General features: G+C 51.8%; 18 protein-coding genes, 1 tRNA gene and 2 pseudogenes. 9 read left to right on the forward strand and 12 right to left on the reverse strand.

Features of this window, described 5'->3' with window-relative positions:
- Positions 1-112: 112 nt before the first annotated feature.
- Entirely contained in the window at positions 113-982 is an 870-nt protein-coding gene (locus tag F1728_RS25855) for a tyrosine-type recombinase/integrase (protein WP_155366451.1), read from the forward strand.
- The gene (locus F1728_RS25860) at positions 979-2,202 is read left to right on the forward strand and encodes an IS91 family transposase (RefSeq protein WP_155366452.1); all 1,224 of its coding nucleotides are present in this window, start codon (positions 979-981) and stop codon (positions 2,200-2,202) included. The genes F1728_RS25855 and F1728_RS25860 overlap by 4 nt, the downstream gene beginning before the upstream one ends.
- Before the next feature lie 369 nt (positions 2,203-2,571).
- Here the strand turns inward: F1728_RS25860 and F1728_RS25865 are convergent, their stop codons facing one another.
- From F1728_RS25865 to F1728_RS25890, 6 genes are all read right to left on the reverse strand, one after another.
- Positions 2,572-2,754, reverse strand: a complete 183-nt coding sequence (locus F1728_RS25865; RefSeq protein WP_155366453.1) for a hypothetical protein — start codon at positions 2,752-2,754, stop codon at positions 2,572-2,574.
- Positions 2,755-2,811: 57 nt separating this feature from the next.
- Positions 2,812-4,776, reverse strand: coding sequence for a recombinase family protein (locus tag F1728_RS25870; protein WP_194242529.1), 1,965 nt, complete (start codon positions 4,774-4,776; stop codon positions 2,812-2,814).
- A 69-nt stretch (positions 4,777-4,845) separates the two neighbouring features.
- Complete coding sequence (locus F1728_RS25875) at positions 4,846-6,204, reverse strand: tyrosine-type recombinase/integrase (RefSeq protein ID WP_155366455.1); 1,359 nt, start codon at positions 6,202-6,204, stop codon at positions 4,846-4,848.
- A 120-nt stretch (positions 6,205-6,324) separates the two neighbouring features.
- Positions 6,325-6,411: transfer RNA gene (locus F1728_RS25880), tRNA-Ser, on the reverse strand.
- Between the two features lie 62 nt (positions 6,412-6,473).
- Positions 6,474-6,716 carry a hypothetical protein gene (locus F1728_RS25885; protein WP_145042171.1) on the reverse strand — a complete coding sequence of 81 codons (243 nt, stop codon included), beginning with the start codon at positions 6,714-6,716 and terminating at the stop codon, positions 6,474-6,476.
- A 234-nt stretch (positions 6,717-6,950) separates the two neighbouring features.
- Positions 6,951-7,268 (reverse strand): BON domain-containing protein, encoded by a 318-nt coding sequence (locus tag F1728_RS25890; protein WP_194242530.1) that lies wholly within the window; start codon positions 7,266-7,268, stop codon positions 6,951-6,953.
- 364 nt (positions 7,269-7,632) lie between these two features.
- On the opposite strand from F1728_RS25890, the gene F1728_RS25895 reads away from it, so the two are divergent.
- From F1728_RS25895 to F1728_RS25905, 3 genes are read left to right on the forward strand one after another with little or no spacing between them, the layout of a single operon-like run.
- Positions 7,633-8,745, forward strand: coding sequence for an ArnT family glycosyltransferase (locus F1728_RS25895; RefSeq protein ID WP_194242531.1), 1,113 nt, complete (start codon positions 7,633-7,635; stop codon positions 8,743-8,745).
- Positions 8,742-9,431, forward strand: a complete 690-nt coding sequence (locus F1728_RS25900; RefSeq protein ID WP_155366458.1) for a hypothetical protein — start codon at positions 8,742-8,744, stop codon at positions 9,429-9,431. Before F1728_RS25895 ends, F1728_RS25900 begins: the two co-directional genes overlap by 4 nt.
- A 48-nt stretch (positions 9,432-9,479) precedes the next feature.
- Entirely contained in the window at positions 9,480-10,823 is a 1,344-nt protein-coding gene (locus tag F1728_RS25905; protein WP_155366459.1) for a CehA/McbA family metallohydrolase domain-containing protein, read from the forward strand.
- Positions 10,824-10,834: 11 nt separating this feature from the next.
- On the opposite strand, the gene F1728_RS25910 is transcribed toward F1728_RS25905, so the two are convergent.
- From F1728_RS25910 to F1728_RS25920, 3 genes are all read right to left on the reverse strand, one after another.
- A complete protein-coding gene (locus F1728_RS25910; protein ID WP_155366460.1) occupies positions 10,835-12,832 on the reverse strand; it encodes a hypothetical protein in 1,998 nt (665 codons plus the stop codon).
- Positions 12,833-13,052: 220 nt separating this feature from the next.
- Positions 13,053-14,510, reverse strand: a complete 1,458-nt coding sequence (locus F1728_RS25915) for a DUF1501 domain-containing protein (protein WP_145042166.1) — start codon at positions 14,508-14,510, stop codon at positions 13,053-13,055.
- A 223-nt stretch (positions 14,511-14,733) separates the two neighbouring features.
- Positions 14,734-17,406: an FAD-dependent oxidoreductase gene (locus tag F1728_RS25920; RefSeq protein WP_155366461.1), complete on the reverse strand. Its 2,673-nt coding sequence runs from the start codon at positions 17,404-17,406 to the stop codon at positions 14,734-14,736.
- Positions 17,407-17,769: 363 nt separating this feature from the next.
- Here F1728_RS25920 and F1728_RS25925 point away from each other — a divergent pair, with 363 nt between their 5' ends.
- Positions 17,770-18,738, forward strand: a complete 969-nt coding sequence (locus tag F1728_RS25925; RefSeq protein ID WP_155366462.1) for a DUF1559 domain-containing protein — start codon at positions 17,770-17,772, stop codon at positions 18,736-18,738.
- Positions 18,739-18,809: 71 nt separating this feature from the next.
- Entirely contained in the window at positions 18,810-19,265 is a 456-nt protein-coding gene (locus F1728_RS25930; protein ID WP_155366463.1) for a carboxypeptidase regulatory-like domain-containing protein, read from the forward strand.
- Positions 19,266-19,389: 124 nt separating this feature from the next.
- Here F1728_RS25930 and F1728_RS25935 read toward each other — a convergent pair whose 3' ends face one another.
- A complete protein-coding gene (locus tag F1728_RS25935; RefSeq protein ID WP_194242532.1) occupies positions 19,390-21,144 on the reverse strand; it encodes a CRTAC1 family protein in 1,755 nt (584 codons plus the stop codon).
- 29 nt (positions 21,145-21,173) lie between these two features.
- Positions 21,174-22,394 carry a tetratricopeptide repeat protein gene (locus F1728_RS25940; RefSeq protein ID WP_155366465.1) on the reverse strand — a complete coding sequence of 407 codons (1,221 nt, stop codon included), beginning with the start codon at positions 22,392-22,394 and terminating at the stop codon, positions 21,174-21,176.
- A 280-nt stretch (positions 22,395-22,674) separates the two neighbouring features.
- Between F1728_RS25940 and F1728_RS25945 the strand changes: the two are divergent.
- Positions 22,675-22,983: pseudogene (locus F1728_RS25945) on the forward strand (DUF1559 family PulG-like putative transporter); the annotation flags it as partial.
- Between the two features lie 62 nt (positions 22,984-23,045).
- On the opposite strand, the gene F1728_RS25950 reads toward F1728_RS25945, so the two are convergent.
- A complete protein-coding gene (locus tag F1728_RS25950) occupies positions 23,046-24,200 on the reverse strand; it encodes an IS256 family transposase (RefSeq protein ID WP_155363077.1) in 1,155 nt (384 codons plus the stop codon).
- Positions 24,201-24,371: 171 nt separating this feature from the next.
- On the opposite strand from F1728_RS25950, the pseudogene F1728_RS25955 reads away from it, so the two are divergent.
- A pseudogene (locus tag F1728_RS25955) lies at positions 24,372-24,989 on the forward strand (DUF1559 family PulG-like putative transporter); the annotation flags it as partial.
- Between the last annotated feature and the right edge of the window lie 87 nt (positions 24,990-25,076).

Raw genomic sequence — 25,076 nt, forward strand, 5'->3', positions numbered from 1 at the left:
TCCGTCTGTATGGCCTGTTCCGAATATTCCGATTTGCGCTTCCGCCATTTGTGAGGCATAGTTTCAGTACCTTCCCGGTCTCTGAAATCTCTGTTTCACGAAAGGTCCAGTGATGACTCCACTGCGGCAGCGCATGATCGAGGACATGGAACTGCGGAACCTGTCTCCGAAAACGATCAATCTTTACGTCGACAACATATCCCGCTTTGCCCGGCACTTCGGTAAAAGCCCGGAAGTCCTGGGACCAGAGGCCATCCGGACTTATCTGCTGTATCTGGTCCAGGAACGGCAAGTCGCCTGGGGAACCTATAAGCAGGTGTTGGCCTCGCTACGGTTCCTGTATCGGAACACGCTCCAACGCGGCGAGATCGTGCACGACATTCGCTGCCCCCGGCCCGAACGGCATTTACCGGAAGTACTGAGTTTTGACGAGGTGCGCCGCTTCTTTCAGGCGGTGCACTCCTTCAAGCACCGCACCATCCTGATGACGGCCTACGCGTCGGGATTGCGGATTTCCGAGGCAGTGCGTTTGCGGGTGTGCGACATCGACAGCCAGCGAATGGTGATCCATGTTGTACAGAGTAAGGGAAACAAAGATCGCTATACGCTGCTCTCACCCCTGTTGCTGCAAATGCTGCGGCACTACTGGTGGGCCGCCCGTCCGGACGACTGGCTGTTTCTCGGTCCTTCACGGGTCAAGCCGATCGCCGTATCAACGGTGCAACAGGTCTGCCGGGACGCACGCAACGAAGCCGGCCTGGACAAAGCCGTCACGCCGCACATGCTCCGTCACAGTTTCGCTACCCATCTGCTCGAAGCCGGCACGGAACTGCGAGTCATCCAGGAACTCCTGGGGCACGCGAGTCAGCGGACTACTGCGATCTACACGCACGTTTCCACCCACTTAATCGGCCGCACCCGCAGTCCCCTGGATCTGCTCCATGAGCAGGACCAGCCAGACACCCCCCAGGAGGACTCATGACGCGCCCCCGGTGGGAACTCGCTGACGTCGTGCGGCAGTACGGCGCGGAATACCTGAAGCGATATACCACGTCTGTTGCCCAGCGCCGCGTCATGCGGGCGCTGCAGAACTGCCGGACTGCGGTCATGGGAGGGCACGTGGAAACGTGCCGCTCCTGTGCACATCGACAGATCAGTTACAACTCCTGCCGGAATCGCCACTGCCCCAAGTGCCAGGGTTCCGCCTGTGCGCAGTGGATGCAGCGGCGGGCGACCGAACTGCTCCCCGTGCCCTACTTCCACGTGGTGTTCACGCTGCCGAACCTGCTGGTGGATCTGACGCTTGCCAACCCGCGGCTGATGTACGGGATGCTGTTCCGTGCAGCCAGCCAGACGCTGCTGGAAGTCGCCGCCGATCCCAGGCACCTGGGGGCGGAAATCGGGTTCCTGGCCGTACTGCATACCTGGGGACAGACCCTGATGCCGCATCCCCACCTGCATTGCGTGGTCCCTTCCGGCGGACTGGCGCCCGACCGCACACGTTGGGTCGCGGGACGGGCCGATTTCTTCCTGCCCGTACGCGTACTCAGCCGGCTGTTTCGCGGCAAGTTTCTGGACCTGCTCAAGCAGGCGTATGTCGCGGGGAAACTGGAATTCCCCGGGCGGCTGGCTTCCGCCGCCGATCCCCAGGACTTCAAGCGTCTTCTCAACCGGTCCGTGCGGACCGAATGGGTCGTGTATGCCCGGCCGCCTTTCGGCGGCCCCGAGTCGGTACTGAAATACCTGGCACGCTACACGCACCGCGTGGCGATCTCGAACAGCCGGCTGTTGAACGTCGCAGACGGACAGGTCACGTTCCGCTATAAAGACTACGCCCAAGGCAGCCGGAAGCGGACGATGACGCTCGCCGCTACGGAGTTTCTCCGCAGGTTCCTGCAGCATGTGCTTCCGGACGGGTTGATGAAGATTCGGCATTATGGCTTTCTGGCCAATCGCTTCCGGGCAGAGAAGATCGCGCTGTGCCGCGGACTGCTGGAAGGGTCGGGACCTCTGAGCGAAAAACGTCCCCGGGCAATGTCTCCGGTTCCCGGTGAGTCGTCTGCCATCTGTCCCTCCTGTGGTCAAGCCGCGCTCCAGAGGTCGCAGGAATTGCACTCCCGCTGGGAGCGACTTCCTGCTCCATATTTGGTTCGTGCCTCGCTTCCGGCTTCCGAACTCTGGGAGGTCTGTGATACCTCATGAGTCTTCTGCAAGAGAACCGGCCCCTCGTTTTGATCTCCCTTTATAGAGTGTTCCGGTCGGGGTCTGCGCCGGTGACGGCACCCGTCTTCGGGACGCCCCGCACAACCGTCCTGGCAATTACAACCCGCCACAGCGGCCTGCCTCGACACTTGAGCGAACGATCCCGTCCGAGAATTATGCCCGCAATCACAGAGAAAACAGAACGCTGTTTTCACCCTGCGGGCATTCAATCCCCATAGTCGAAAACGCCCCTGCGGTTCAGTCCAATAGATCATATGCAGCGTGTTGAGTACCCCGAAAAACCGCTCCACCTGAATGCTAACACGCTGCATATAATCCTATTTATTATGACACGTTTTGGGCCAAAATTTAGTTTTTACGGGAATCCCGTTCTGCGTCGTCCGGTTCATACTTTTTGACAATTGATCTGGCAAGCAGCTGTAACAGCCGATGGACGGGGCTTCCCGGAATGACGGGGCCGGTTGGCTTCACGTTTTTCTTTTTGGTTTTGGTGTGTCTGGCTTTCAAAATAGCTCCTTTCAGATAGCGCATTAAAAAACCCCGGCAACTTGCCGGGGTCGGATCAGGAATCAATGGGGGTGTTCATTTTCAGAGCGGAGGTCGCTGATAACCGGGCTTCGGCTGAAAAGAATACTTTTTGTTCTTGTGCCTGCGTAGTTTGTGATAGTCTTCAGGGGGTTCATCAACAAATTTATAAGGACTTGTCAGCCCCTGTTCCAGCATCTGCTGATGCAGTTTCAAGGCGTTCCAGACGGCTGTCTGAGTGGGGTTGCCTTCCAGCCGACGAGCAATCTCACGCTGTTCCAGACCAGCGGTAGCCAATCTGACAGCCTCCGGTCGGATCAGTTCACGTTGAGGGGGTTTAAACAGATCCAAGGTCAGTTCCCGAGACAAGAGCTGCTGTAACTCGGGAATCGAAGCCACATCCGGAATGCTCCCGGCCAGATTGAGGCGGATTTTGGCACGAGGCAGCAGATGACCGCCATCAATGAGTCGTACCAGATAGACATGGATTTCAGGAACCAACTCTCGGATCAAGTCACCGAACTCATGAGAGTGAATATCGATGTCTTCGAGGTGATGCAGCAGTATCTCCTTGATCTCTAATGTTGATTTCGGAAGATCGAGTTGCCGATTTTTGGCATACATCAGTGCCAGACGGTCCTGCGACAACTTCTTTTTCCGTTCAGTCAACTCCGACATCATTTCATATAGAATAGTCGGATCAACATCATTAACCTCTCGGATCAATTTTTTGATCTTTTCATTTTCATGCTCAATCTTTTTTTCGTCCCGGTCCAACTTGTTTTCGCGGGTACGGAGGTTCGAAGGACCACCAGCTTGAGTTTGCTGTAATAATTCCTGATACTGAGCATCAATCCCCTCCAGCGACGAAAGGGCCTCCAGGATCACACCCAGCATATTGTGTGCGGCATGAGGCCCATTAAACCCAACGGAGTTCCAGCAGTGCCACTCGCGGGAATTGGAGCACATCAGGTTGTCCGTCATGCCGTTCCCTCCCCACACGTAATGAAAACCACAATAGAAACAGGTGGCATGCTGACCAAAAGCCCGGGTCCGTTTCTTGGGAACAAGAGACCTGCAATCGACGCCATTTGTGTTTTTCTTACGCTTAAAATGGGCATTCTTCTTCTCCAGTGCTTCGAGGACCGGGTCAATTTCATCAGGGGAGAAAAAAGCCAGATGTGGTTCTTCTCGATAGGTCGGCCCCTTCGGGTTGCGACTAGAAGTTCTTCTACCCGTTATATGCTTCTTGGTGGTATGCATCGTACCACGTGCGGGTAACCCCTTTAAAATTGGATTGCGGTAGAAACGGAGAACCATTCTCCCGTCCCATTTATCCTTTCTACAATAGGGGCCTGGAGAGAATCCCACCTCATTAAAGTATTCCGCGACTGCAGCACCATTCAGCGTCCTTCTCAAGATTTGTAAGCCTTCCTTGAGATACTCGGCGGCATCTTCATCTTTAGACCAGTCTGAAAACGTCTCGGCCCCATCTGGTTTAATATAACCGGCGATGGGACAGGGAGTCGAAGCTCCATATTTTTTAAACCGGTTCATTTTTTTCTGTTTGATCCGGCGTGATGCTTGCTCGTTATGCTTCACATGCTCTTTGCATGCATCCATCAATCTGGGTTCCCAGTCCGGATGGTTCGTATCAATATCATCATTCGGTGAAATCACTCTAGTACCATGGTCCACCGCAATGCCAAAAATTAAACAAGCCGTTACTCCGCGAACCAGACGCCCGACATCCTCAAAAGTCAGTAAGTCAAATTCGTTTGCTTCGAGTCTAGTTTCAACTTCGGCAAGCTCAGGACGGTCAAGTCGTTCCCCCTTTCCTTTGGTTGCGATGATCCTGAAATCGATTTCGCCATCATAATATTCACGCGCGATTTCTTTACCGTGGTCCACCTGGTCCTCAAGGCTGAGTTCCTTCTGGTTTTGACACCCAGAGATACGGGCGACAATCCCGACAACCAGGGTATGACCATTCCGTGGTACAAGACTAGATTCATTTCGATAGTTCATAGCTATTAACTCCATTTTTATTGAATGAATATTTTTAACAGTGTTTAAAGCAAGTCAGTATTTTTAGACTCAGGACTTGATAGTACTGGCCCATTGCCTCGCATAAGCGAGAGGCTGGGGCCAGAAGCGAAGAGCACGTTCGATCTCTCGCTTCTGCGTGGTGGCGCGAGTGTGCGTATACACGCCTGTCATCCCCAGTCCGCCACTGCGGACGTCCTCGCTCGGCTTATGCCCCAGTGTGATCTGGCGAATGAGTGGATCGACGTTGGCATCCTGAAGCAGTGTGGCAAAAGAGTGCCGCCAGCTTTTGGGGCAGGAAGACTGTTTCAGACCTGCAGACTTGGCGGTACGGATAAATGATGTCCGCACACGCTCCGAGCGAATCACGCCGGCTTCACGCCAGACGGCTCGGGCGAGCTTCTCCTCCATGGTTTGCGAAAGAGTCAGCACACTTCCTGAGTCAGCATGCGAGATGCGTTGCCGAAGTTCTTCCTGGAGTGCCATCTGGTCCAGGTTTCCCAAAGGCGAGTTGAGGGGATCAAACTGGTGCCGGATAAATACAGGACCCGCTGTTCGATTACCAATCACCCTGCGTAAGACGGCGACCGCTTCCTCAATCAAGGGGACAGAGCGTTCGCGTCTGGTTTTGATTTTCCAGTGCAACTCTGGCTTGTTGCGAACATGCAGCCATCCGTTTTCCAGGTCGACGTCTTCGATCAGCAGATGGATCAGTTCGCCCGACCTTAATCCTGTCTTGGCAAGAATAAAGTGGATGGGAAAAGTCCAGTCATCCGCTTTCTGGAAGAATCTCAGTTCATCCTCCGCATCGAAGACAAAGATGGGTTTGGCATCTTCGATTCTCATCCGCTCCAGGTTGAGCTTGGAGAAAGGATTTTCGAAGTAGGGGGGAAGAAATCGTTGCTGGGCGGCATAGATATATACCGACCGACAGACTTCCAAAACGAAGCGCAGGCCTTTATCACGAAGTACCCGTTTGGCCGTGTTGGGATGGCCGTTTGGGGAAACTTTCTGCTTCCTCAGCCAGGCTACAAAATGATCTGCCCGGATCGCATGCGCCAGGTCAGAAGGACGGCATTCATTGAAATAATTCTCAAGATGCTGGGTCGCCGATCGATAGCGCCTGATCGTGGCCGGAGAGGATGGAGCCACGTTTTCGTGATGGTTGAGAAAGGCCTGTCGCAGTTCTGAAAAACTGACAGACGTGAAGGAAAACAGAGTAGGGCTGGACGAAGCCAGCTGCGCGTTCACTTGCGCCGCAATCTGCTCGGCTTCATCCTCTGTGTCAGCGACTCGCAACCGGACTGGCCGGTCTCCATCACGGTAGTAAAGATACCAGGCACCGTGATGCAGATAGTACGAAACACGCCCAACGCGTTTGCGTTGCGCAGACTTTTTGCGTCGTCTCATCAAAACCTCCTGTGCACACTGTGTGCACCAACTGTGCACCAGGGGGTTTATTACGACGCGCAAAAAACAACGCTAAGCTATTGAATTCAATAACTTAGCGCGTTTGGTCAGTTTGAAAAGCGGAGAGAGGGGGATTCGAACCCCCGGTCCCGTTTCCGGGACACAGCATTTCCAGTGCTGCACAATCGGCCACTCTGCCACCTCTCCGGTTGAGTTGCACTCGTAACGAGGCGACTCAGATGTTTTGATTCACTTCGAAGCGGGGCAGCTTATTCGTCTGCAGCTTCTGTGGAAGCGCCTGCTTTGATTGCAGCTTCCCGGTCTTCGATCTTCTTCAGGGACTTGATACGGTTTTGAACCTGAGTTTTCTGAGCGTTGATCTGCCGCCATTTGGGGTGTTTCTTACGCGCTTCTGCAGGAATGTTTTGCTCATCCAGGACTTTGGCGTAGTCTGAAATAGCGGCTTCTGCATTCTGTAACTGACGTTCTAACTGTTCTCTGCGTAAAGACATTGTCTTCCCATGTCCCTTTTGATGTAGTATTGACCGTTTATCTCTGGAAGGGGTTCGGCCCCTTACTATGCGCAAAATAATTGACTTCCCAAGGCCGGCAGCCAAAGGAACGAGAATTCTAACAAGATCAGCCCGGATTTGACAACGGTCAGGGGACGTAACCTGATGTATTGTCCTGTTTTTTGCTCAAAATGTTGCAATTGAACATGTTAGCAGCATTGATCGGAGCCCGATTCAGGGGAGATCCACACTGAGAGCCGCTCGGGAGGCTGGTTCCACATTGAGGCTGTTGTGGACCTGTCTGACCCCCTGGATGCGGCTCACTGACTCCTGAGCCAGCTGTTTCTCATAATAGCTGCTGACAATTCCGGTCAAGTAGACCTGTTCCTGTTCGACTCGATATTGCACATTCTGACGAGAAGCCAGACTGGTTTGCGATATGGCATGGCTGATCAGCTCATTCAACTGATGGGCGCGGTCAATGCTGATGTGTTGCGACATGGGAGACCAATACTTTAAGGATTTTAGAAATTTCACCTTATCCTTATACATGCTTCTCATCCTGAGGTTAGAAATGGGTGCAATCAGTTCATGCACTCTTTGACTGTTCGGCTGATTGATTTTTCCCCAATCAGGAAAAAGATGAGGAATGCAAGGGTTCCGTAAAGCTGGTCAGGAATCAGGATTAGAATCAGAAAAACAGGTACGAAAGGACCTGGTCAGGAGGGAGATCTCCCCCACGCTCCGGTTACGTACATGTGATCACCCGACGTTCCGGGCTTTTCTGACAGTGAGGTGTTCCTGTGTTTTGTTGTCATGTACAATCAGGGAGTTACAATCAGTCCGGGGATCTGTGGGTTTAAACATCACGGTTGCCCTGCCAAGTCAGGTTCGAGATTCTGAGAAGGAAACAACCTTGGTAATCATCAGTGATCAGGAGCTTTTGCAGCGATCTGCAGAACCTGCTCATGATTTATTTCCCGTGATGCGACGTGCTTCCGTAATGTCGCCCCTGGTGGCGTTACTGGCACTGGGGCCGGGGTTACTGGCTTTTCATTCCTACCGGATTGATGAGCTGTCTGCCTGGTTCGGATTACAGTGCCTGGGGAAGTCGCATCTGCTGGGGGACAGCGGCAATGCATTGATTTCTCAGCCTCCCCTGGTCGGCTGGATCTTCTCCGGTCTGTTATCGATTATCGGGCACTGGTCTTCATCACTGGTTCTGTTTTCCTACTTCTCGACGGCAGCGATGTTGTATGTCGCATATCGACTGACGCGTAAAGTCTGTAATCCGCGGTATGCGCTGGTCTATTGCTTCTTACTTGCATTCCATCCGGTGGTGCTCAAGCAGATTCAACTGATTGAGGCGCCTGCGTTCCCCATTCTGTTTGCCCTGCTGACGATCTGGGGCTTCATTACGCACTTGCAGTCTGAATCGGGTGTGGTCTCGTACAAACTCCTGTGCGGAGGGATTTCGTTGGGGCTCTGTTTGTTGTCGGGAGGAGTCCTGGCACTGGGAGTGTTACTGATGCTCGGGGTGTTTATTATCAACCCCCTGTATCTGCCCCGCGGTCGTTCCCTGGCAGATCAACAGAAGATGCCCGGGGTGAAGCAGGTATTGAGAGTCTGGAAATCACTCCTGGTTCTGGCGTTCACGGGTTTTGCCGTCGGGGGCTGGTGGGAACTGATGGCGGCTTCTCAGATTGAAGGCTTCTGGTCCAACTGGTTCGCAGGCACCGGTCAGCCCACGATCAGCTTTTACTGGAAGGCGGAATTTTATCCGTCTTATCTGGCCCGGGATATCATTTCTTCCATGGGCTTTCTGTTGGGGTTTGCCATTTTCGGCCTGTTTCACGGTATCAAACGAGTACTGAACCCGCAGGGAGGAAATCTGCAGGAGATCGCCTGGTTGCGTCTGGTCGTCATCTGGGCATTGTGTGGTGCCTTATTCTGGTGGGGCGTGCAATACCTGCCGCAGATGAATACCAGTACCCGGGCCATGTGGAAGCTGTTCTTCATCATTCCATGATGGCGGTCGTTGCCTGGGAATTCCAGCAGATCGCTCTACGACGAGTAGGCTATCCGACTGTGCTGGCGGTATTTACCCTGGGTGTATTGGCGGTGATTTTCATCAACGCTTCTAATACGGATACGCTCAGTCCATTGATCAGCTCGCGTTTTCTGAGGCAGTTGATCATTCTGGGTTTATCACTGGTGATGGTGCTCTGGTACAGTCATCGATTTAAGAAAGAGCATGCCCACAGGATTGTCGAAGTCGCGCTGGTGCTGGCTTTGTCTGTTTTGCATGTGGTCTATGGTGTCTTTTCCATTCCTAAACCTCACCCGGCTGGCGAACGGCTGCTACAGTTTGAGAATCAACTGCGATTGACTGAAAATGTGGGAGATTGTTTTCTGGTCAGCAAGAGTGACCAGGTGCCCCTGGAACTGAAATTTCTGGTGTTCTATCTATGGGGGGATATCGAACTCAAGCAGATACAGGGGGCTGTGTTGCCCCAGGATCTCCAGATTCCTGATCGCACTCATGCTGATGAACCTGGTGAGAAGCAGGTGATAATTCGCTGGGGGGCATCTCCTGTTGCGTTACGTAATATCCTGAACGCGGATTTTGTCTTAAAGCCTGTTGCACAGCCCGATGTTTACAAAAATCAGGAATTGCAGGCGGATCTCGTCAGTAAAGCACCACCTGGTTTCTGAATTAGTTATCTCAATGTTTTCGTGATATTTTGCTTTGGAGTCAGCTACATGAAACTTCTGAATCTTTTCGCTTATTCTTCACGAGCCCGGCAGGCCGTGGTTTGCTTTTCTTTATTTACACTGTGCCTGACCGGATTGAGCTCGTTCACTCTCGCAGCTGACCCGGTCGTGCTGGAAGAGACTGAGCAGCAGAAATGGTACAAAGGTAATCTGCATACGCATTCATTATGGAGCGATGGTGATGATTACCTGGAAATGATTGCTGACTGGTATAAGTCGCATGGGTACGACTTCCTGTCATTTACAGATCATAACGTGCTCTCAACCAGTGAACGGTGGACCGTTCCCGAAAAAAATAAAGGCAAACTGCACGCGTACGAAGAATTAAAGAAACGTTTTCCCGACTGGATTGAAGAGCGAAAAAATAAAGAAGGGCAGATCGAAGTTCGGATGCGGACTTTCGATGAGGTGTCGGAAAAACTGGGAGAGCGCGGGAAATTCCTGCTGATTCTGAGCGAAGAGGTAACGGACCGTTACAAAAATATGCCCGTGCATATGAATGCCACCAATGTGCATTCCCTGTTGACGCCACGCGGAGGGCAGAGCGTGTATGAGGTGATGCAGAACAATACCAACGCACTGCTGGCCCAACGTGAGCGTTCGGGTAAGTCGATGATGATTCACCTGAATCATCCGAATTTTCATTATGGGGTCACCGCTGAAGAGCTGATGAAGGTGATCGGCGACAATTTCTTTGAAGTCTATAACGGCCATCCCGGTGTGAATGACTCAGGGGATGAATCTCATGCCAGCACTGAGCGAATCTGGGATATTATTCTCACGAAGCGGCTGGCTGAACTGGACCTGCCCATGATGTATGGACTGGGGACCGATGACGGACATAACTATCACAAGATTCCCAGTCGCGCCAGCGAACCGGGGCGGGGTTGGGTTGTCGTGCTTTCCGAAACTCTGGAGCCGGAAGCCCTGGTGAAGGCACTGGAAGCCGGGAAGTTCTATGCATCCTCCGGTGTGAAATTGAAATCAGTCCGGCATTCTGACAAAGGAATGCAGGTGGAAGTGGATCCCGAGAAGGGGGTCGAGTACACGATCGAATTCATCGGGACACGGGAAGGTTATCCCAAACGAGGGATTCCCGTGCTGGACAGCAAGGGCCAGGAAATGCATGCCACCAAACGCTACAGCAAGAAGATTGGTGAATCGTTTAAATCGGTGAAGGGGACTTCCGCCAGCTATGATTTTGATGGAAGTGAGATTTATGTGCGGGCAGTTGTGCATTCGTCAAAGCTGCATCCCAATCCATCAGAGGTGGGAGAAGTCGAGCGTGCCTGGGTGCAGCCGATTACTGGTCCCGGAGCACCGAAGAAATAGGTTCATTGAACTTACTCGGTAGTATCTGCTGACTTTCCGCTGGCACTGGTGACAATCAGTGTCTGGCGGCTGAGCAGCTGTCCTTTGGAACCATCATAGACCGAAGTTTCGAACTGCGCGACTCCAAATGGAATCTGGTCAGTAAGCCAGAGATCCGTGCGGTAGCGCAGTTTTTTTTCTGCTTCCGTATCAGCGGCGATGGTAACCGCGACTTGTGACGCTGCCAGTTGACAGCGATAGGCGTCTTCCCGGAGTGGTGTAAACAGGTGTCTGATTTTGCCAGGGTTATATGCTCGACGGCGTGGCATGCCATAGAAGAAACGATAGGCAGCATACTTCTCTGCGTCCGAGACATTTTCATCCGGCCATTGGAGAAATTCTTCCGGCCATTTTCCCGCATTAAACTTAGCGACATCGATGGTGTAGCGACTGGACTGAACCTGATCACTTCCCAGATGACGAGTGACCTGAATTGTGCGCAGGTTCGGTGCTTTGCTCTGTTGTTCTTCCGACTTGACGACGCTGATTCTGAGACGGATCAACCGTCCGTCGTTGGCGGGACCGGTGAATTCGACAAACGGTTCCGGTACCTCCGGAGTTGATTCCGGAATCGATGCCAGCCAACTGGAATGGGGGCGTTTGAATGCTGTGGGACGCTGTTCATATTGAATCCAGCCAGCCTCTTTGAACCAGGAGAAAATCCAGGGGGCGCGCCAGGGGTTATGCAGCGGATGATGTGCGGAGAAGACCGAAAGCAGCAGGCAAAGGACACCCACGCACTGTAACCAGCGCCTGTTTGCGAACTGGTCGAGAAGCGGGATCATGCTGATCAACCAGAAGGGAGTGAGCCAGAGCATCCAGCGAAGAGCGGCACTGTTTCCACCATAATTGTAGTTGCCGGTTCGAGTCATATAGAAACCAAAAACGATGACCGTCAAACCAAGACTGATCCAGTGCAGGGGACGCAGGCTATGTTGGGCAGCCTGTCTGATGCGCACCCATGAGAAGAGTGTTAAGAGGTAAATGGGCGACAGCGAAAAGATTCCATGATGTCCCAGCGTGCAATGAAAGAAATAGACCAGCGGGGAATCGAGATTCTGGTCCAGACCCTGCGGGTTGTTCCAGTAGCTGGGGATGCCTTTATGTTCGTAGAGATATTTCTCGGTTCCGTAATACATATAGAAGGGCTTCCAGCCGCCGGTAGCTGCGTAGTTGGTGACGAAAAAACCGATCAGTGGAATCAGGGCTGCGGGAGAAAATACCAGCAACGTCAGTCGTGGATTGGCTTTAAACAGCAGACCGAAAGTGACCAGTCCAAACAGGGCTGCCGGCAGTTCATTGCAGCACGTAAACATGGCAAAGAATCCAGCGAGGGCAAAGTAGCGTTTCTTCTGTTCTCCGTCGAGGATGATTCTCATCAGGGGATAGAGCGTAAAGACAGCGCAACTGGCGGCGATGGAGTGATTGTTCAAAGTCAGCAGAAACGGAGTCAGTAATGTAGCGAAGCAGGAGGCGATGACAACAAAGAAACGTGTGAAATCGGTCTGGGCATACTTTTCGACCATGCGACAGATAAGTGCCAGCGCAATGAGCATCGGAATCAGATTCACGATTATCAAAATCAGGTGGGCTACATCATAGAGATTCTGATTCAGGTTCAGCCCGGTGACTGTTTTGATCAGCCAGTACAGGCCCGCTACCATCGTAGGAAACAGGGGCGGCTTGGATGAATAAAAATGATCCTGGTGACGGACCTTGTCGATGCTGGACCAGCCGGAACGATCGTTAATCGTATCGATCTGATAGGTGCCTTCTTCGACCAGTGACCAGACGGTGCACCAGCGAGAACGGTCATTCGCACTCTGCAGAGGAACGCTGTTCATGATTGCAGCCAGATTCTGACCTGCCGTGACTATCAGGAGCAGAATGTAGATACACCAGCGAAGTCTGGTGTTGTGAACGATCTGATCTGATGTGGGAAGATCTGTCGTGAGGGCTGTATTGGTCATGAGCACAAAACGGTTTCTGAAAGAACGCAGTGTGAATTGTCAGTTCAAGTGAGGTCATCCAGCAGGAGCACAGTGGGACTGGACTCTGTCTGCAGCATGCAGATTATCGCATGGCACTCGAAATGCAAACGGGGAACTGGTGTCAGTTCAGGCGGTTTTTCAGAAAATCAGCGACTCACGGCTCTGCGGCGAAACCGGAGTAAGCTCCGAAACTCACGAATCAAAACAATTCGTGAATCGGAGCACCATTCTCGATTACGGGGATCGGCCGTCCTTTGTCATCGACATAATGCGTGTCGAGGGGGACACCCATGTAGCGGTAAATGGTGGCAGCCAGATCGCCCGGACGAACGGGCCGATGCTTGATGTTACTGCCATCATTTTCGCTGGCTCCGATCACCTGACCATGATTCAGACCTCCACCTGCCATGCACATAGACATGACGACCGGCCAGTGGTTGCGCCCATCGGTGCTGCCCTGAGTTCCCGACATGGGGGATCGTCCGAACTCGCCCATGGCAATCACCAGGGTATCATCCAGTCGGCCTCGTTCTTCGAGATCGAGAACAAGGGTGGTCAACAGATGGTCGAACAGTGGGAGCAGTGGCCCCAGCCCGTTCTTAATGCCACCGTAGGGAGGAATATTATCGCCGTGGTTATCCCAGGTTCCGGAAGCGGTATGATAGCTCAGGTCGAGGGTGACGAACGAACTGCCAGCTTCCACCAGTCGTCGTGCGAGCAACGCCTGCTGGCACCAAAGGTGCTTGCCGTAACGGTCGCGTGTTTCAGCCGACTCTTGTGACAGATCAAATGCCTGTTGTACCCGCTTTCCGAGGACCATGTTGTAGGCACGCTGACTGTAACTGTCGATGGCGTTCATGGATCCCGCCTGATCGATATCGCTGCGCAGATTGTCGAACTGCAGCATCAGATCGCGTCGACTTTTCATACGCTCAAAGGACAGGCCGGGAGCGAACTGGAACATCTTGCCGCCACTCATTCCGCCGGTGTCTTTACCAACCATGTCGTACACGGGCAGGTCGGCGGCATCGTTGGCGATGAAGGGATCATACTGTTTGCCGAGATAGCCTCCCCATGCTATATGAGAATCGTGTTTCATGAAGGCGACGTAGGGGGGCATCCCGGGATGATTTGAGCCATGATGCTTGGCGACGATGGAAGCCATCGCCGGGTATTTGTCACCTTTGCGATTTGTACGCGGCGTTGCCAGCAGATTGGCGGTCTGCATGACCTGGTTGGGTTGATGGCTGCTCATCTTGGGATCGACGGAGCGGATCAGCGTAAAGCGATCCATCATGGCTGCCTGTTTAGGGAGTCGATCGGTAATCGTAATACCCGGGACATTGGTCTGAGTGACACCAAACGGTCCCCGGTTCTGAATCGGACGATCCGGTTTGGGATCCCAGGTATCGATGTGGCTGGGCCCGCCAGTCATCCAGAGCAGGATGATACTCTTCTTGGGGAGTGAAGATTTACCTTCTGAGAGCAGAGAATCAGAAGCACGCAACAAGTTCGGTACAGTCAGACCTGCCAAGCCTGCCAGCGAGGCTTTGAGCATATTCCGCCGACTTTGAACGACCAGACCTTCCGGTACCAGCGGGTTAAAAGCGGTAAATGCATGCTGTGAATGTGTGCGCGAATGTAGATTGAACTTCATTATCAATTCCACTTCCCATATCGGGGTTGCAAAGCGCGAGCGAACTTGCAGTTAGAATTTCATAAATATTTAATCTTATTTAATATATCGTCTGTCTCTGATGTGTTCAATACGATTCTCTGTCGCACCAGAGAAATTCAGACAAATTATAGCTCTCGAAATCTGATAATTCTGTCTGAATGGGTTGGCAACTGATCAGAGTGGCTGTTCAGAGAACCGGCTTTTATGGGGCTGGTTCGAGCACAATCCAGTTCAGACAGGTGTTTGTTGTTGAGCCAGTCTTTCCGATTTCGACCGTCAGTCGGCCATCGGAAACATCGACAGTTGTGCTCTGCTCATGAAATGCTCCACTGACTGTGGCCCGGTCCTCGATGAGCGGGTTGCCTTCTACCGTGACCCATTGCCCGACCTGTTCGTGGCCGGCATCTCCGACACAAACAGTAACGCGATAACTGCCTCGAGGGAGTACGCATTCCCAGGTGGCATGACTCCGTGTGAAAATAAATGTGTCTCGATAGGCTTCCGGAACCTGCTTTCGTTCGCGCACATTCCTGCTCAGATCCTGTTGCCAACCAAAACCCCGGGACTCTTTGAAAGGCAACCCATGATCGGCTTCAAATCCGGAGATGGCAGGTGTCTTGCTGCCGGCAAAGTTGAATTTACGAGCCCGGTTTGAAAAGTTTTTTTCCAGCAGGCCATCCTGGTCGGTGGTCAGTTTTTCAGGCATCCATTGCAGTGGTTCGCCTGGAGTGAAAAGGGAGGGATCATCGGCATCCGCGATACCGTCCCCATCGGCGTCGTCTGGTGTAAGCCGTTGGTAGGGACGGATGGGAACTCCTTGAATGGCAGACCAGAGTTTTTGACAGAATTCTCCTCGTGAAAGGTTGTCTGGAAGTGACAGAATCAGGTCGGGTTCCTGCAGTGTCTTCATCGTCAGCTCCATCGTGGCTGCACGCCACTCGGGAGTTGCGGGTTGGTCTGGTCGGAAGTCGACTTCACGGACCTTGAGGGGGAGAGCCTCGCGGGCAGCGAGTCGATTGACGGCCACAAAAGCCGGATGTGCCGGAGCCAGATCGCGGAACGGCCAGATTAAAACTGCCATACCGGTCTCCGATTCCCCACAAAGTGCATGCCGCACCCGTTCCAACTGTCGACGGTTGTAGGGGATTTCGCGTGGCTGGACCTGCTCTTTCAAAGAGACAGCAGCAGTCGCACCTGCTGCCTGACCAATGGCGATGCACTGATCGTGCAGACGAATCGCGGCACTCACAATACTGCTGTAGCCAACATTTTTCTGTGCGCCGAGCAAGCCGTCCATTTCCACAGGAACCAGACTCCGCAGGGGAAACAGGCTGCGATCGCTGACCAGGCTCGTGTTCCGGCCCGGTTTCTCATAGTCGATCCAGGGGCCTCTGTTCCCCTCGGATTTCAAGTAGGTACGTCCGGTACGGTGGAAGTCGTAATGGAACTGCCAGGCGAACAGCCCATCCGGATACATGACATGGGAGAACCGTTCGCGAGCGAATTTCTTGGTCGGGCCGTCCATATTACGGCCATCCTGCTCACGCATCATGTACATGGCTTTCAGACGCAGTGATTCGCGAATATAAGGTTTGGGGGGCAGCTGGTCGGGCGTGTTGAATTCTTCACTCAAGTGGAAGTGCCTGAAACTATTGGTCTGGTCGTCTGCACGATCATGAACGAAATTCTGCAAGTGATACAGCAGGCAGAGCGAATGCCGTTTCGCGTCATCAAAAATAATCTCTCTCTGGCGACGGTTCATCAGCACAATGTTCTTCATGGAAGCCCCTGGTTCGGTTGCTTCCAGAGCTTCGCTGACGTGGTGCGGAAGTCGTTCGAGGGGGTAGTCCTGGCCCAGCATATAATTCAGGAGAATACTGGTTTTATGATGTTTACTGGTATAGCCGTCCACGATTCGTCGGACTGTGAAGACAGAGAGCTGGCGGGGGGAAGCCTGTCCGGCGGGCGGCCAGTGGGGGATGGAGCCCATTTTTTTGAGGGGGCGATCCCATTCGAGATGTTTCATCTCCGCGAAACTCAGTTTGGATGTTCTTACGAAACAGCGATCATCGTAGCGTTCGGGTTTGGGAATCGGGGTATCGCCGTCCGATTCTTCTACGATCATGGCCCAGGTGATCGGATTCATTTCATTGGGCGGGTAATCCTTCAGAGTCAGGGGAGCACTCGGTTCTCCGTACCGTGATTGCGGGTCGGCTCCAATTTCGAATGCGGCGCCGGCAACCTGGATTGCTTCTCCCCAGTCAGAAGCGTCAATCGTCAGCCTGGCCCTCACGTGCAGGTCAGGTGTTTCTGTCCCGACCGGTGCAAACCAGAGACCTGTCAACCGGGGATGAGTTCCTCTCCGGTCGATGTCTGCCTTGACGGGATAATGGCGGGTAATCAGTCGAATCTGGCCACTTTGGATGTAGGGCTGGAGCAGTTCGCGAAAGATGGCTTCAGCTTCGGCGGGGCGAAATGTGGAAGGTCCATGGAACGGGCGTCCCGGCATGGGAGAGCCGTATTTTTGTGTGTTGAAAGCTTCGATCCGATCCATCAGTTCTTTGAACAGGCCACTGCGGTGGAAGGAGCGTTTCATCGGATGCCAGTCAACGCCCCAGCCAACTTTACCCGGCCCTTTGTTTTCGTCGACACAGGCGAGCGCCTGTTCTGTGTACTGGCCGCCCAGCCAGTCTCCATCCAGAACGAGGGTAATGGATTTCACCCCGAGTCTTGCCGCCTGAATGGCCGCCGCCCATCCTGATTCCGTTCCACCGACAATCAATAAATCGGTTTGCTCTTCGGCCTGTTGAGCGAACAGGGAATTTTTTGAAAAAAAACAGAGTAACCAGCAGAGGAGCACGATCTTCTTTTTCATGAGCTGTGTTTACTTATTCAATTGTTAACAATGATTTGATTTTCCCCGGCAGATGACAAAGCCTGAAAGAACGGTTTAGCTGCATCATACGACACCATTCATTGAGTTGTCATCTCTCTTCCTGATTCTGGCAGCATTTCTCGAGTCGGACCACACGCCTGGCGATCGCACGATCTGAGTGTTCTTTTCGTCAGCAGCATGCTCTGGCACTGATTTTGCATGAGTAAAGCGTCGTTAACAATTCCTTGATCAATCAACCAGTTGAGCCTGAAAAAACAGCATTCACTGCAGGTTCAGTAGGCAGACAACGACAGGGATGAGTTCATTTCAGTTCTGATTTAAAATTTTTCAGGAGTTCTTTTGATGTCTAAGATGCAAAGGCCAAAACGGGGTTTTACCTTGATCGAATTGCTGGTGGTCATCGCCATTATTGCAATTCTGATTGCCCTTCTGTTACCTGCTGTACAGCAGGCCCGTGAGGCAGCCAGAAGATCCCAGTGTAAAAACAACTTGAAGCAGCTCGGACTGGCACTGCACAATTACCATGAAACATTTTCGGTTCTGCCCCCGGCGCACATTGGACGTTGTACGACTCCCCGGCTCATGGCTACCGGTCTGACCATGTTGCTGCCTTATTTAGATCAGGCTCCCTTGTACAATATGTACAACTCCAGTGGTTCTGCTACGACTCACTCCAGTATTTCTACTGGTGGGGGCGCACTTTCCGCAGGTGATGACCCCGTGACCAACGGAAATGCCGCTGTGGTCAAAACACTGGTCACTGTCTTCCTCTGCCCGTCCGATGATGGGACTTACTTCATTCCTTCCGCTACCAGCAGCTATGGTATTTCTGCTACGAATACCGGAACAGGGGGCGCTAAGACCAACTACGATTTCATTACCATTTCCCCTTACAACTCCTGCGAAAACTGGACTCTGACCGCACCAACCAGCCGCTGCATGTTTGGCGACAACAGTAAGTGCCGATTGGATGATGTCAAAGACGGGACGAGTAACACCCTGATGATGGGCGAAACCACCCGTACTGTTTATAACGGCGGAACTAACGCCTGGGGATACCGTGGACACGTAATGGTCGGTCTGAATCTTGTTTCTTACCCGATCAACCGCTTCTATTACTCATCTGCCTCACCTCCGGAACAGCCCCGTGGAAAACTGGGAAGCTGGGCATACTCCGGAAGTCTGCACACTGGTGGTGCTCACTTCCTGCTGGCAGATGGTTCGGTTCACTTTCTCAGTGAGAACATTGACACTACTACCCGCCAGAATCTGGCACGTATGTCTGATGGCAATGTCATCGGAGAATGGTAAGGTCGACTGAAAACTCAAATCGAATTTTCAAACCTCTCAATTCATAAGTTCTTAAGAGGAAACTCCAAACGATGTTACAGCGTATCAGCTTATGTCTGGCAGTCTGCGGTCTCCTGGTGGGGCTGTCGGGCTGCGGCAGCGGTGCTGAAGAAAAGCCGCTACCGAACACTGTGCCTGTTACAGGTGCAGTAACTATGAAGGGCAAACCACTGGTCTCGGCGACAGTCACGTTCGTCCCGCAGGGAGAGACTAAGGGGGTGGAATGCGTTGGCTTTACTGATGAAGCCGGTAAGTACCAGCTGAAACAGATCCGAGGTGGCGAAGGAGCTCCTCCGGGCAGCTATAAAGTGGTGATCAATCACTTCGTGAAGGGAGACGGTTCTCCTATCAAGATTGATGGCTCTGAGCCCCCGGCGAACCTCGGTGCTGTTGAATCACTGCCGATTCAATACAGTAGCTTTCTTGACTCAAAACTGACTGCTCAGGTGAGCGATGCAGGAGGCGAGTTCAATTTTGATCTGAAGTAGTAGCGTCTGAATTCGACTTTGTTCGAACGTAGTAAAGACTCGCTCTAAAAACTCAACGGCCTTCGGTTTTATTTCACCTTGGAAATACAATCGGGGCCGTTTTTTATTTAGATCAGGGACGGACTCAATGGTTTCCCTGGATCAAGGTGACCTGTGGCTCAACTGGTATCTGTTTCCAGTGTTCCGACTTTCCATCGGGCCAGACGACGGTCAGGCGTTCAATCTGTTTGGCATCTCCTGTGGGAATGAGTACACGTGAGTCGCTGGAAGCCTGAAAGCTGCCCCCTGCCGGCACACAGTATATCTGTTCGACACCATTAATAGTCGCTTTCAGCGTCACCCCGAGGGGCTCTCTTACTGAGCTGGTTCCAATAAGTTTGACGCGCACACTGTTTCCAGTGCGGGGACTGTCGTTCCGTAAAAGTGTCGCTGGTTTCAGTTCGGGTAAGCATACCAGATCTGTATCTCCATCATTGTCCAGATCCCCAGCAGCCACAGAGCGTCCGAGAACCTGTTGCTGGAAATAGGGGCCCGACTCTTTAGAGACATCCACAAATCGCCGCCCCTGTTGATTCAGATAAATCTGCTGTGTCATTTCGTATTCATGCTCTGTCTGACCATCGTTCAGGTCCCAGATGTGTCCATTGGCGATGAACAGGTCGGGCCACTGGTCGAGATTGAAATCAGCGGTAATTGTTCCGAATGCCAGCTTGGGGCGGGAATTCGTATCCAGGCCCAGGCGTGTATTGCTGGTCAGGAAAATACCGGAATCAATCTGCTCGTAGAAATCATTGGGGGAATTCTCAAAGTTGGTGACAAACAGGTCGAAACGGCCGTTTCGGTTATAGTCGGCACAGGCGATTCCCATCGATGATTGCGGCATGCCGTTATCCCCCACAGCGACTCCCTGGATTAACGCCTCTTCCTCGAACTTGAAGTCACCTTGATTTCGGAAAAAGAAATTGTCTGTCATGTCGTTGGCGACAAAAATATCGAGCAGACCATCGCCGTCCAGATCGACAATCTGTACTGCGAGTCCCTTTCCGGCTTCCGGTCTGGTGATTCCCGTAGCCGTGGATTGATCGGAAAAACTGCCATCGCCGACATTTTGAAACAGAACGTCCGGCTCCGCAGTACGACCGATGGGACCACAGGAAATTTTGATCCGCCTGCCATTCAAAGTAGTGTAGCAGGGAGGATCTGACTCTGCGTATTCCACGTAATTTGTGACATAAAGATCGAGATCGCCGTCACCATCCAGGTCACCAAAGGCGGCACTGGTTCCCCAGTGTTTGGCATCTCCTGTGTCTGTCTGCCCTGTAATGTCAGTGAAAGTGCCATCGCCGTTATTCTGCCAGAACGTATTTTTCCCATAAGCACAAAGATAAAGATCGACAAAGCCATCGTTGTCAAAGTCACCACAGGCGGTTCCCATACCGAATCCACTGGTATTCACTCCCGCGTGGGCTGCTACGGGCGTGTATTGCAGGGTTTTCCCAGACTGGCCCGTTGCGCGATACAGTTGATTCGTCTGTCCTGCTTTGCCTGCAGGTTGATCAAAGTGAGAGCCGTTGGAAAAGAACAGGTCCAGTTGTCCGTCCTGATCATAGTCAAAGCAGGCGACACCCCCTCCATTCTGCTCCACCATGTAATGTTGAGGGCTGGGATTTCCATAATAAGTGAAGTCGACGCCGCTGGTCTGTGTGATGTCTGTGAAGCGAAATGGACTCAAATCTGGTGAGGAAGATGTTTGATCAAGGGTGGTTTCTGCAGGGGGATTAACTTCGGTCTGAGGAGTCTCAGTAGTGCCTGAAGGCTGACTGTTACAACCTTGCGATGCCAGGAGAGTCAGTAGCAGGATGACCTTATTGCGAATCATTTTACTTCCAATTAAGAACAAACTCGATTTCACATCGAAGCAGCAATATTTTTCCATAACCGGGCTTGTTGAGTTTTTCCCAGCATCTCCAGATGGGCGGCGATCCGCTGACAATCTTCTTTGCTAGGCTCGTCCAGGGCTCCACTTGCAACAAACTTGTATAACTCCTGATAGCTCCGTGCCATTATTTTAGTCTGTTTAAACTGTTTTTGAGCTGACTCATATTCTCCGGAAGCTTGATACACGCTGCCGCGATGCTGCAGATATTTAATTTCAGAAGGATTAAGCTTGAGTGCCAGCTGTATTTCTTCCAGCGACTGAGGCAGGTCATCGTTTTGAAAGTGGATACGACTTTTCAGAAAGTGCCAGCGGTCGTCCTGCTGTAATTGCTGCTGGAGTTCAGTTGGGTAGTCTTTTTCTGGTTGCAGCAGCTTTCGACTTTTTTCCAGATCACCAGTTTCCAGGTAAAAGTCAGCTGCGGTGAGAATTGTTTCCAGACGAATTGGGTTGATGGTCAGCGACTGCTCGATCAACTCACGGGCCTGCGCTGTCTCACCCAGCTTCCAGTAGCAATATCCCAGCGCCAGTACGATTGAAGCCTGCCCCGGTTCTGCATCATTAATGCGTTTCAGCAGACTGATCGATTCCTGAGCGATAGGAGGAAAATATTCGATTTGTAATAAATGGTAAAGTAAAGGATACGGATTTTCGGAGAGCGGCAATGCTTCAGTCAATAGCCTTTTCGCTTCTCTTACTCTGAACTGGTTAAAATAAAGCCATTGTAATTCCGTGATTACTGATGGAGATGCAGGTGCGTTGTGCAGGAACTGTTTGAGTGCTTGCTCTGCCTGCTCCATTCTGGCCGATTTCAGATATGCTTTTGCAGAATTCAACAAGGCAGGCTGATAATACTCAGACTCAGGTAAAATACTTCCAAACTGATTGGCTGCCTGCTCGTAGTATTTCTGCTGATAGTAACAATGGCCCAGTAGAAATGTGGCTTTTTGATTATCTGGAGCGACTTCCAGCAGATTCAGAAGCATATCTATGGCTTCCGGCCGCTGTTGTTCAGCAAGCAGACGCTCTGCAGTCTGAATAATTTCATCTGCCTGAGCTGGATCAGGCTGTGAACTTCTCGGGGAGACTATCCAGATCAAAAAGAACAGGCAAAAGATAGCGATCAGTATAATAAGTCGTTTCCGCAAGAGTTGCTCTTCTGCAAATAAAGCTGGAACTGGATTAAATATCAATAAAGGAGAAAGCCAATTTATACGGTCAGAAATCAGCGTGCGATGATAGTCCGTTTCTGGTCACTGTATGTAGATTATGATCAGTATATAAGGGGAAATAAATATTTTCTAACAATTAATAAAATTTACAAAACTCTTATTGCATAAATCCATCTTAATGGATGAAATATTAGATACATCTCAAATATTAAAGAACTCTTAATTAAAAACGCTAATTCTTAGCGCTCTCATACTCTGACGGAGTCATTTCTTTTTTGATTCTTATTATCAGGAGCTCGTCATGTATCGTTTCATTAAGCGTAAGAGTGGTTTCACTTTGATTGAATTGCTGGTGGTGATTGCCATCATTGCCATTCTGATCGCTCTGTTACTCCCTGCAGTCCAACAGGCACGAGAAGCAGCCCGTCGCAGTCAATGTAAGAATAATCTCAAGCAGCTTGGCCTGGCATTGCACAACTACATTGATACAACTGCTGGAGTCATTCCACGCGGCGTGAATCATTACAACGCAACATCCTGTTGTTGTGAAACAGATAACGGGAACTACGCTCACACAATTCACACAATGTTGTTGCCTTATCTGGACCAGACGCCTGATAAAGCAACAAACATTCTGTAAATTTCCGGGGCCTTCGGTCTCTGTGATCAGCATTAAATTGTCAGGTATCTCATGCCGGTTTCCCAGTCGTCGCTGAGTTCCACCAGGACCGCGGTCACCAGCCTCAGCAACGACTCCTCATTGGGAAACAGTCCCGCTACGCGGGTACGCCGTTTTAATTCCTTATTCTGCCGTTCGAGCATGTTTGTGGTTCGCATCCGCTTGCGATGACCGGCAGGGATGGTAAATACGGTCAGTCCTTCCAGGATGTTTTCTTCCGCCCAACTCGCCAGTTTCGGAGCTGTTTTTTCATGAGTGGAAACGAACCGTTTCAGTTCATTCAGCGCATCATCCAGGTCTCTGGCATTAAAGATATTGCGTAATTCATCGCTCACCTGTTTGCGCAAATGAACCTTGGGAACGTATTGCATCGCGTTTTGCATCAAATGAAACTGGCAACGCTGCCAGGGCGTGCCAGCGAGCATGTTCTGTCGTGCCGCTTTCAGGCCTTCGTGTGCATCACTGACGATCAGCTTCACGCCATGCAGTCCGCGCTGGTTGAGTGAACCCAGGAATTCACGCCAATGGACTTCGGCTTCGGAGAGCGACACAGACACTCCGAGTACGCTCCGATGACCGCTGGCCAGGACGCCGATCGCAATCAGCACGGCACAGTCCCGCACGCTGCCTTCCACGCGAACTTTTTCATAGCGGGCGTCGAGGATCAGGTATTCCACCTGCCCCAGCGGTCGATTACGCCACGTTTCCAGCTCTTCGTCGAGCAGTTTCGCTGCCCGACTGACCTGTGTACTGGTGACATCAAATCCACAGAGTTCGGTGGTGATTTTGGCGACCTTACGGGTAGAGACGCCTTGAACATACATTTCAGCGATTGCCAGCTTCAGTGCGCGTTCACTCCGTTCGCCGCGTTCCAGTGCAGAGGGATAAAAGTCGCCATCGCGTGTCTGGGGCACTTGCAGTTCCAGCTTTCCGAGGCGACTTTGAAATGATTTTGGCTTGAAACCGTTGGCATAAGAACGGCGTGTTACGCTGCGTTGATACGGTTCGGCACCGAGGTATTCGGAACGTTCCAGCTTCATCGCTTCGTTGAACAGGATCTGGAGTGCTTGCGACATTTCATCGAATCCATGATCGGCCAGGAGCTGGACAGCGTCGAGAATGTTGTTAGATTGTTGTTGGTGGGCCATGGTTGGAGTTCCTTTTCTGTTGTGGAAAACATTAAAAAGAAACCGATCTGGCCCACCCTTTCAAGGGCTCGCCGGAGTGGTGCTTGTTATTTTCGCTACGCTCAAATAACAAGCACCACTCCGGCACACAGGTAATTTACAGAAGAGATGTTACAGTAACAGACGCCTCTTTACAACAACATTAATTTTTATGTCGATCCTCAGGACGCAGTTAATCATGAGGTCCGGCGAACGAAGGTAACTGTCTTTATCTGCCCCAGCGCCCTGGTTGTAGACGATGCAAATTACGCTCAGCATAACTATCCGACGGCCAGTGCCAATCATGGTTGGGGCTTATGTGGACGCCATGGCTCTTCAACGACGAATGGAATTTTTGCTTCGCGTTGGGGGATTGTCGATGACGCCTCCGGAGCTGTCTATGATTCACAAATGCGATTGCAGAATGTGACTGATGGGACCAGCAATACGATTACATTCTCTGAGTTTGCCAAAGGTCTGGATTACATCCTGCCGACATCACACAAAAACAATATGGGGCGCAGTTGGTATGATGCCGCTGTAGGCTGGGGAAATATTGGTTTCTCAACACGTACTGACTCCACCCCCAACAATCCGAAAGCAACTTACAGTTCAACCCATAACTGGGGCACTGTAGGGAGCTATCACGAAGGTGGGGTTCACTGTGGGTTTATGGACGGTGCAGTTCGTTTTATCAGTGAAAATATCGATGGGAGACAGTGGCAGGCATTATGCACGCCCCGTGGTGGTGAGGTGGTTGAAGTCCCCTGATCATTCTGTCTGAGTCAAATTAAATCAATTGCTACACGCCTGGCATGTGTCTGGTGTGTAGCAGTTTTTCCCTGTTGATTATTGTGA

The organism is Gimesia benthica, assembly GCF_009720525.1.
GTDB lineage: Bacteria > Planctomycetota > Planctomycetia > Planctomycetales > Planctomycetaceae > Gimesia > Gimesia benthica.

Excerpts from the sequence above, each read along its gene's own strand:
- F1728_RS25885 (WP_145042171.1), bottom strand. The coding sequence starts at position 6,716 with ATGTCTTTACGCAGAGAACAGTTAGAACGTCAGTTACAGAATGCAGAA.
- F1728_RS25890 (WP_194242530.1), bottom strand. The coding sequence starts at position 7,268 with ATGTATAAGGATAAGGTGAAATTTCTAAAATCCTTAAAGTATTGGTCT.
- F1728_RS25855 (WP_155366451.1), top strand. The coding sequence starts at position 113 with ATGACTCCACTGCGGCAGCGCATGATCGAGGACATGGAACTGCGGAAC.
- F1728_RS25870 (WP_194242529.1), bottom strand. The coding sequence starts at position 4,776 with ATGAACTATCGAAATGAATCTAGTCTTGTACCACGGAATGGTCATACC.
- F1728_RS25865 (WP_155366453.1), bottom strand. The coding sequence starts at position 2,754 with ATGCGCTATCTGAAAGGAGCTATTTTGAAAGCCAGACACACCAAAACC.
- F1728_RS25935 (WP_194242532.1), bottom strand. The coding sequence starts at position 21,144 with ATGATTCGCAATAAGGTCATCCTGCTACTGACTCTCCTGGCATCGCAA.
- F1728_RS25915 (WP_145042166.1), bottom strand. The coding sequence starts at position 14,510 with ATGAAGTTCAATCTACATTCGCGCACACATTCACAGCATGCATTTACC.
- F1728_RS25875 (WP_155366455.1), bottom strand. The coding sequence starts at position 6,204 with ATGAGACGACGCAAAAAGTCTGCGCAACGCAAACGCGTTGGGCGTGTT.
- F1728_RS25920 (WP_155366461.1), bottom strand. The coding sequence starts at position 17,406 with ATGAAAAAGAAGATCGTGCTCCTCTGCTGGTTACTCTGTTTTTTTTCA.
- F1728_RS25910 (WP_155366460.1), bottom strand. The coding sequence starts at position 12,832 with ATGACCAATACAGCCCTCACGACAGATCTTCCCACATCAGATCAGATC.
- F1728_RS25860 (WP_155366452.1), top strand. The coding sequence starts at position 979 with ATGACGCGCCCCCGGTGGGAACTCGCTGACGTCGTGCGGCAGTACGGC.
- F1728_RS25950 (WP_155363077.1), bottom strand. The coding sequence starts at position 24,200 with ATGGCCCACCAACAACAATCTAACAACATTCTCGACGCTGTCCAGCTC.
- F1728_RS25905 (WP_155366459.1), top strand. The coding sequence starts at position 9,480 with ATGAAACTTCTGAATCTTTTCGCTTATTCTTCACGAGCCCGGCAGGCC.
- F1728_RS25930 (WP_155366463.1), top strand. The coding sequence starts at position 18,810 with ATGTTACAGCGTATCAGCTTATGTCTGGCAGTCTGCGGTCTCCTGGTG.
- F1728_RS25900 (WP_155366458.1), top strand. The coding sequence starts at position 8,742 with ATGATGGCGGTCGTTGCCTGGGAATTCCAGCAGATCGCTCTACGACGA.
- F1728_RS25925 (WP_155366462.1), top strand. The coding sequence starts at position 17,770 with ATGTCTAAGATGCAAAGGCCAAAACGGGGTTTTACCTTGATCGAATTG.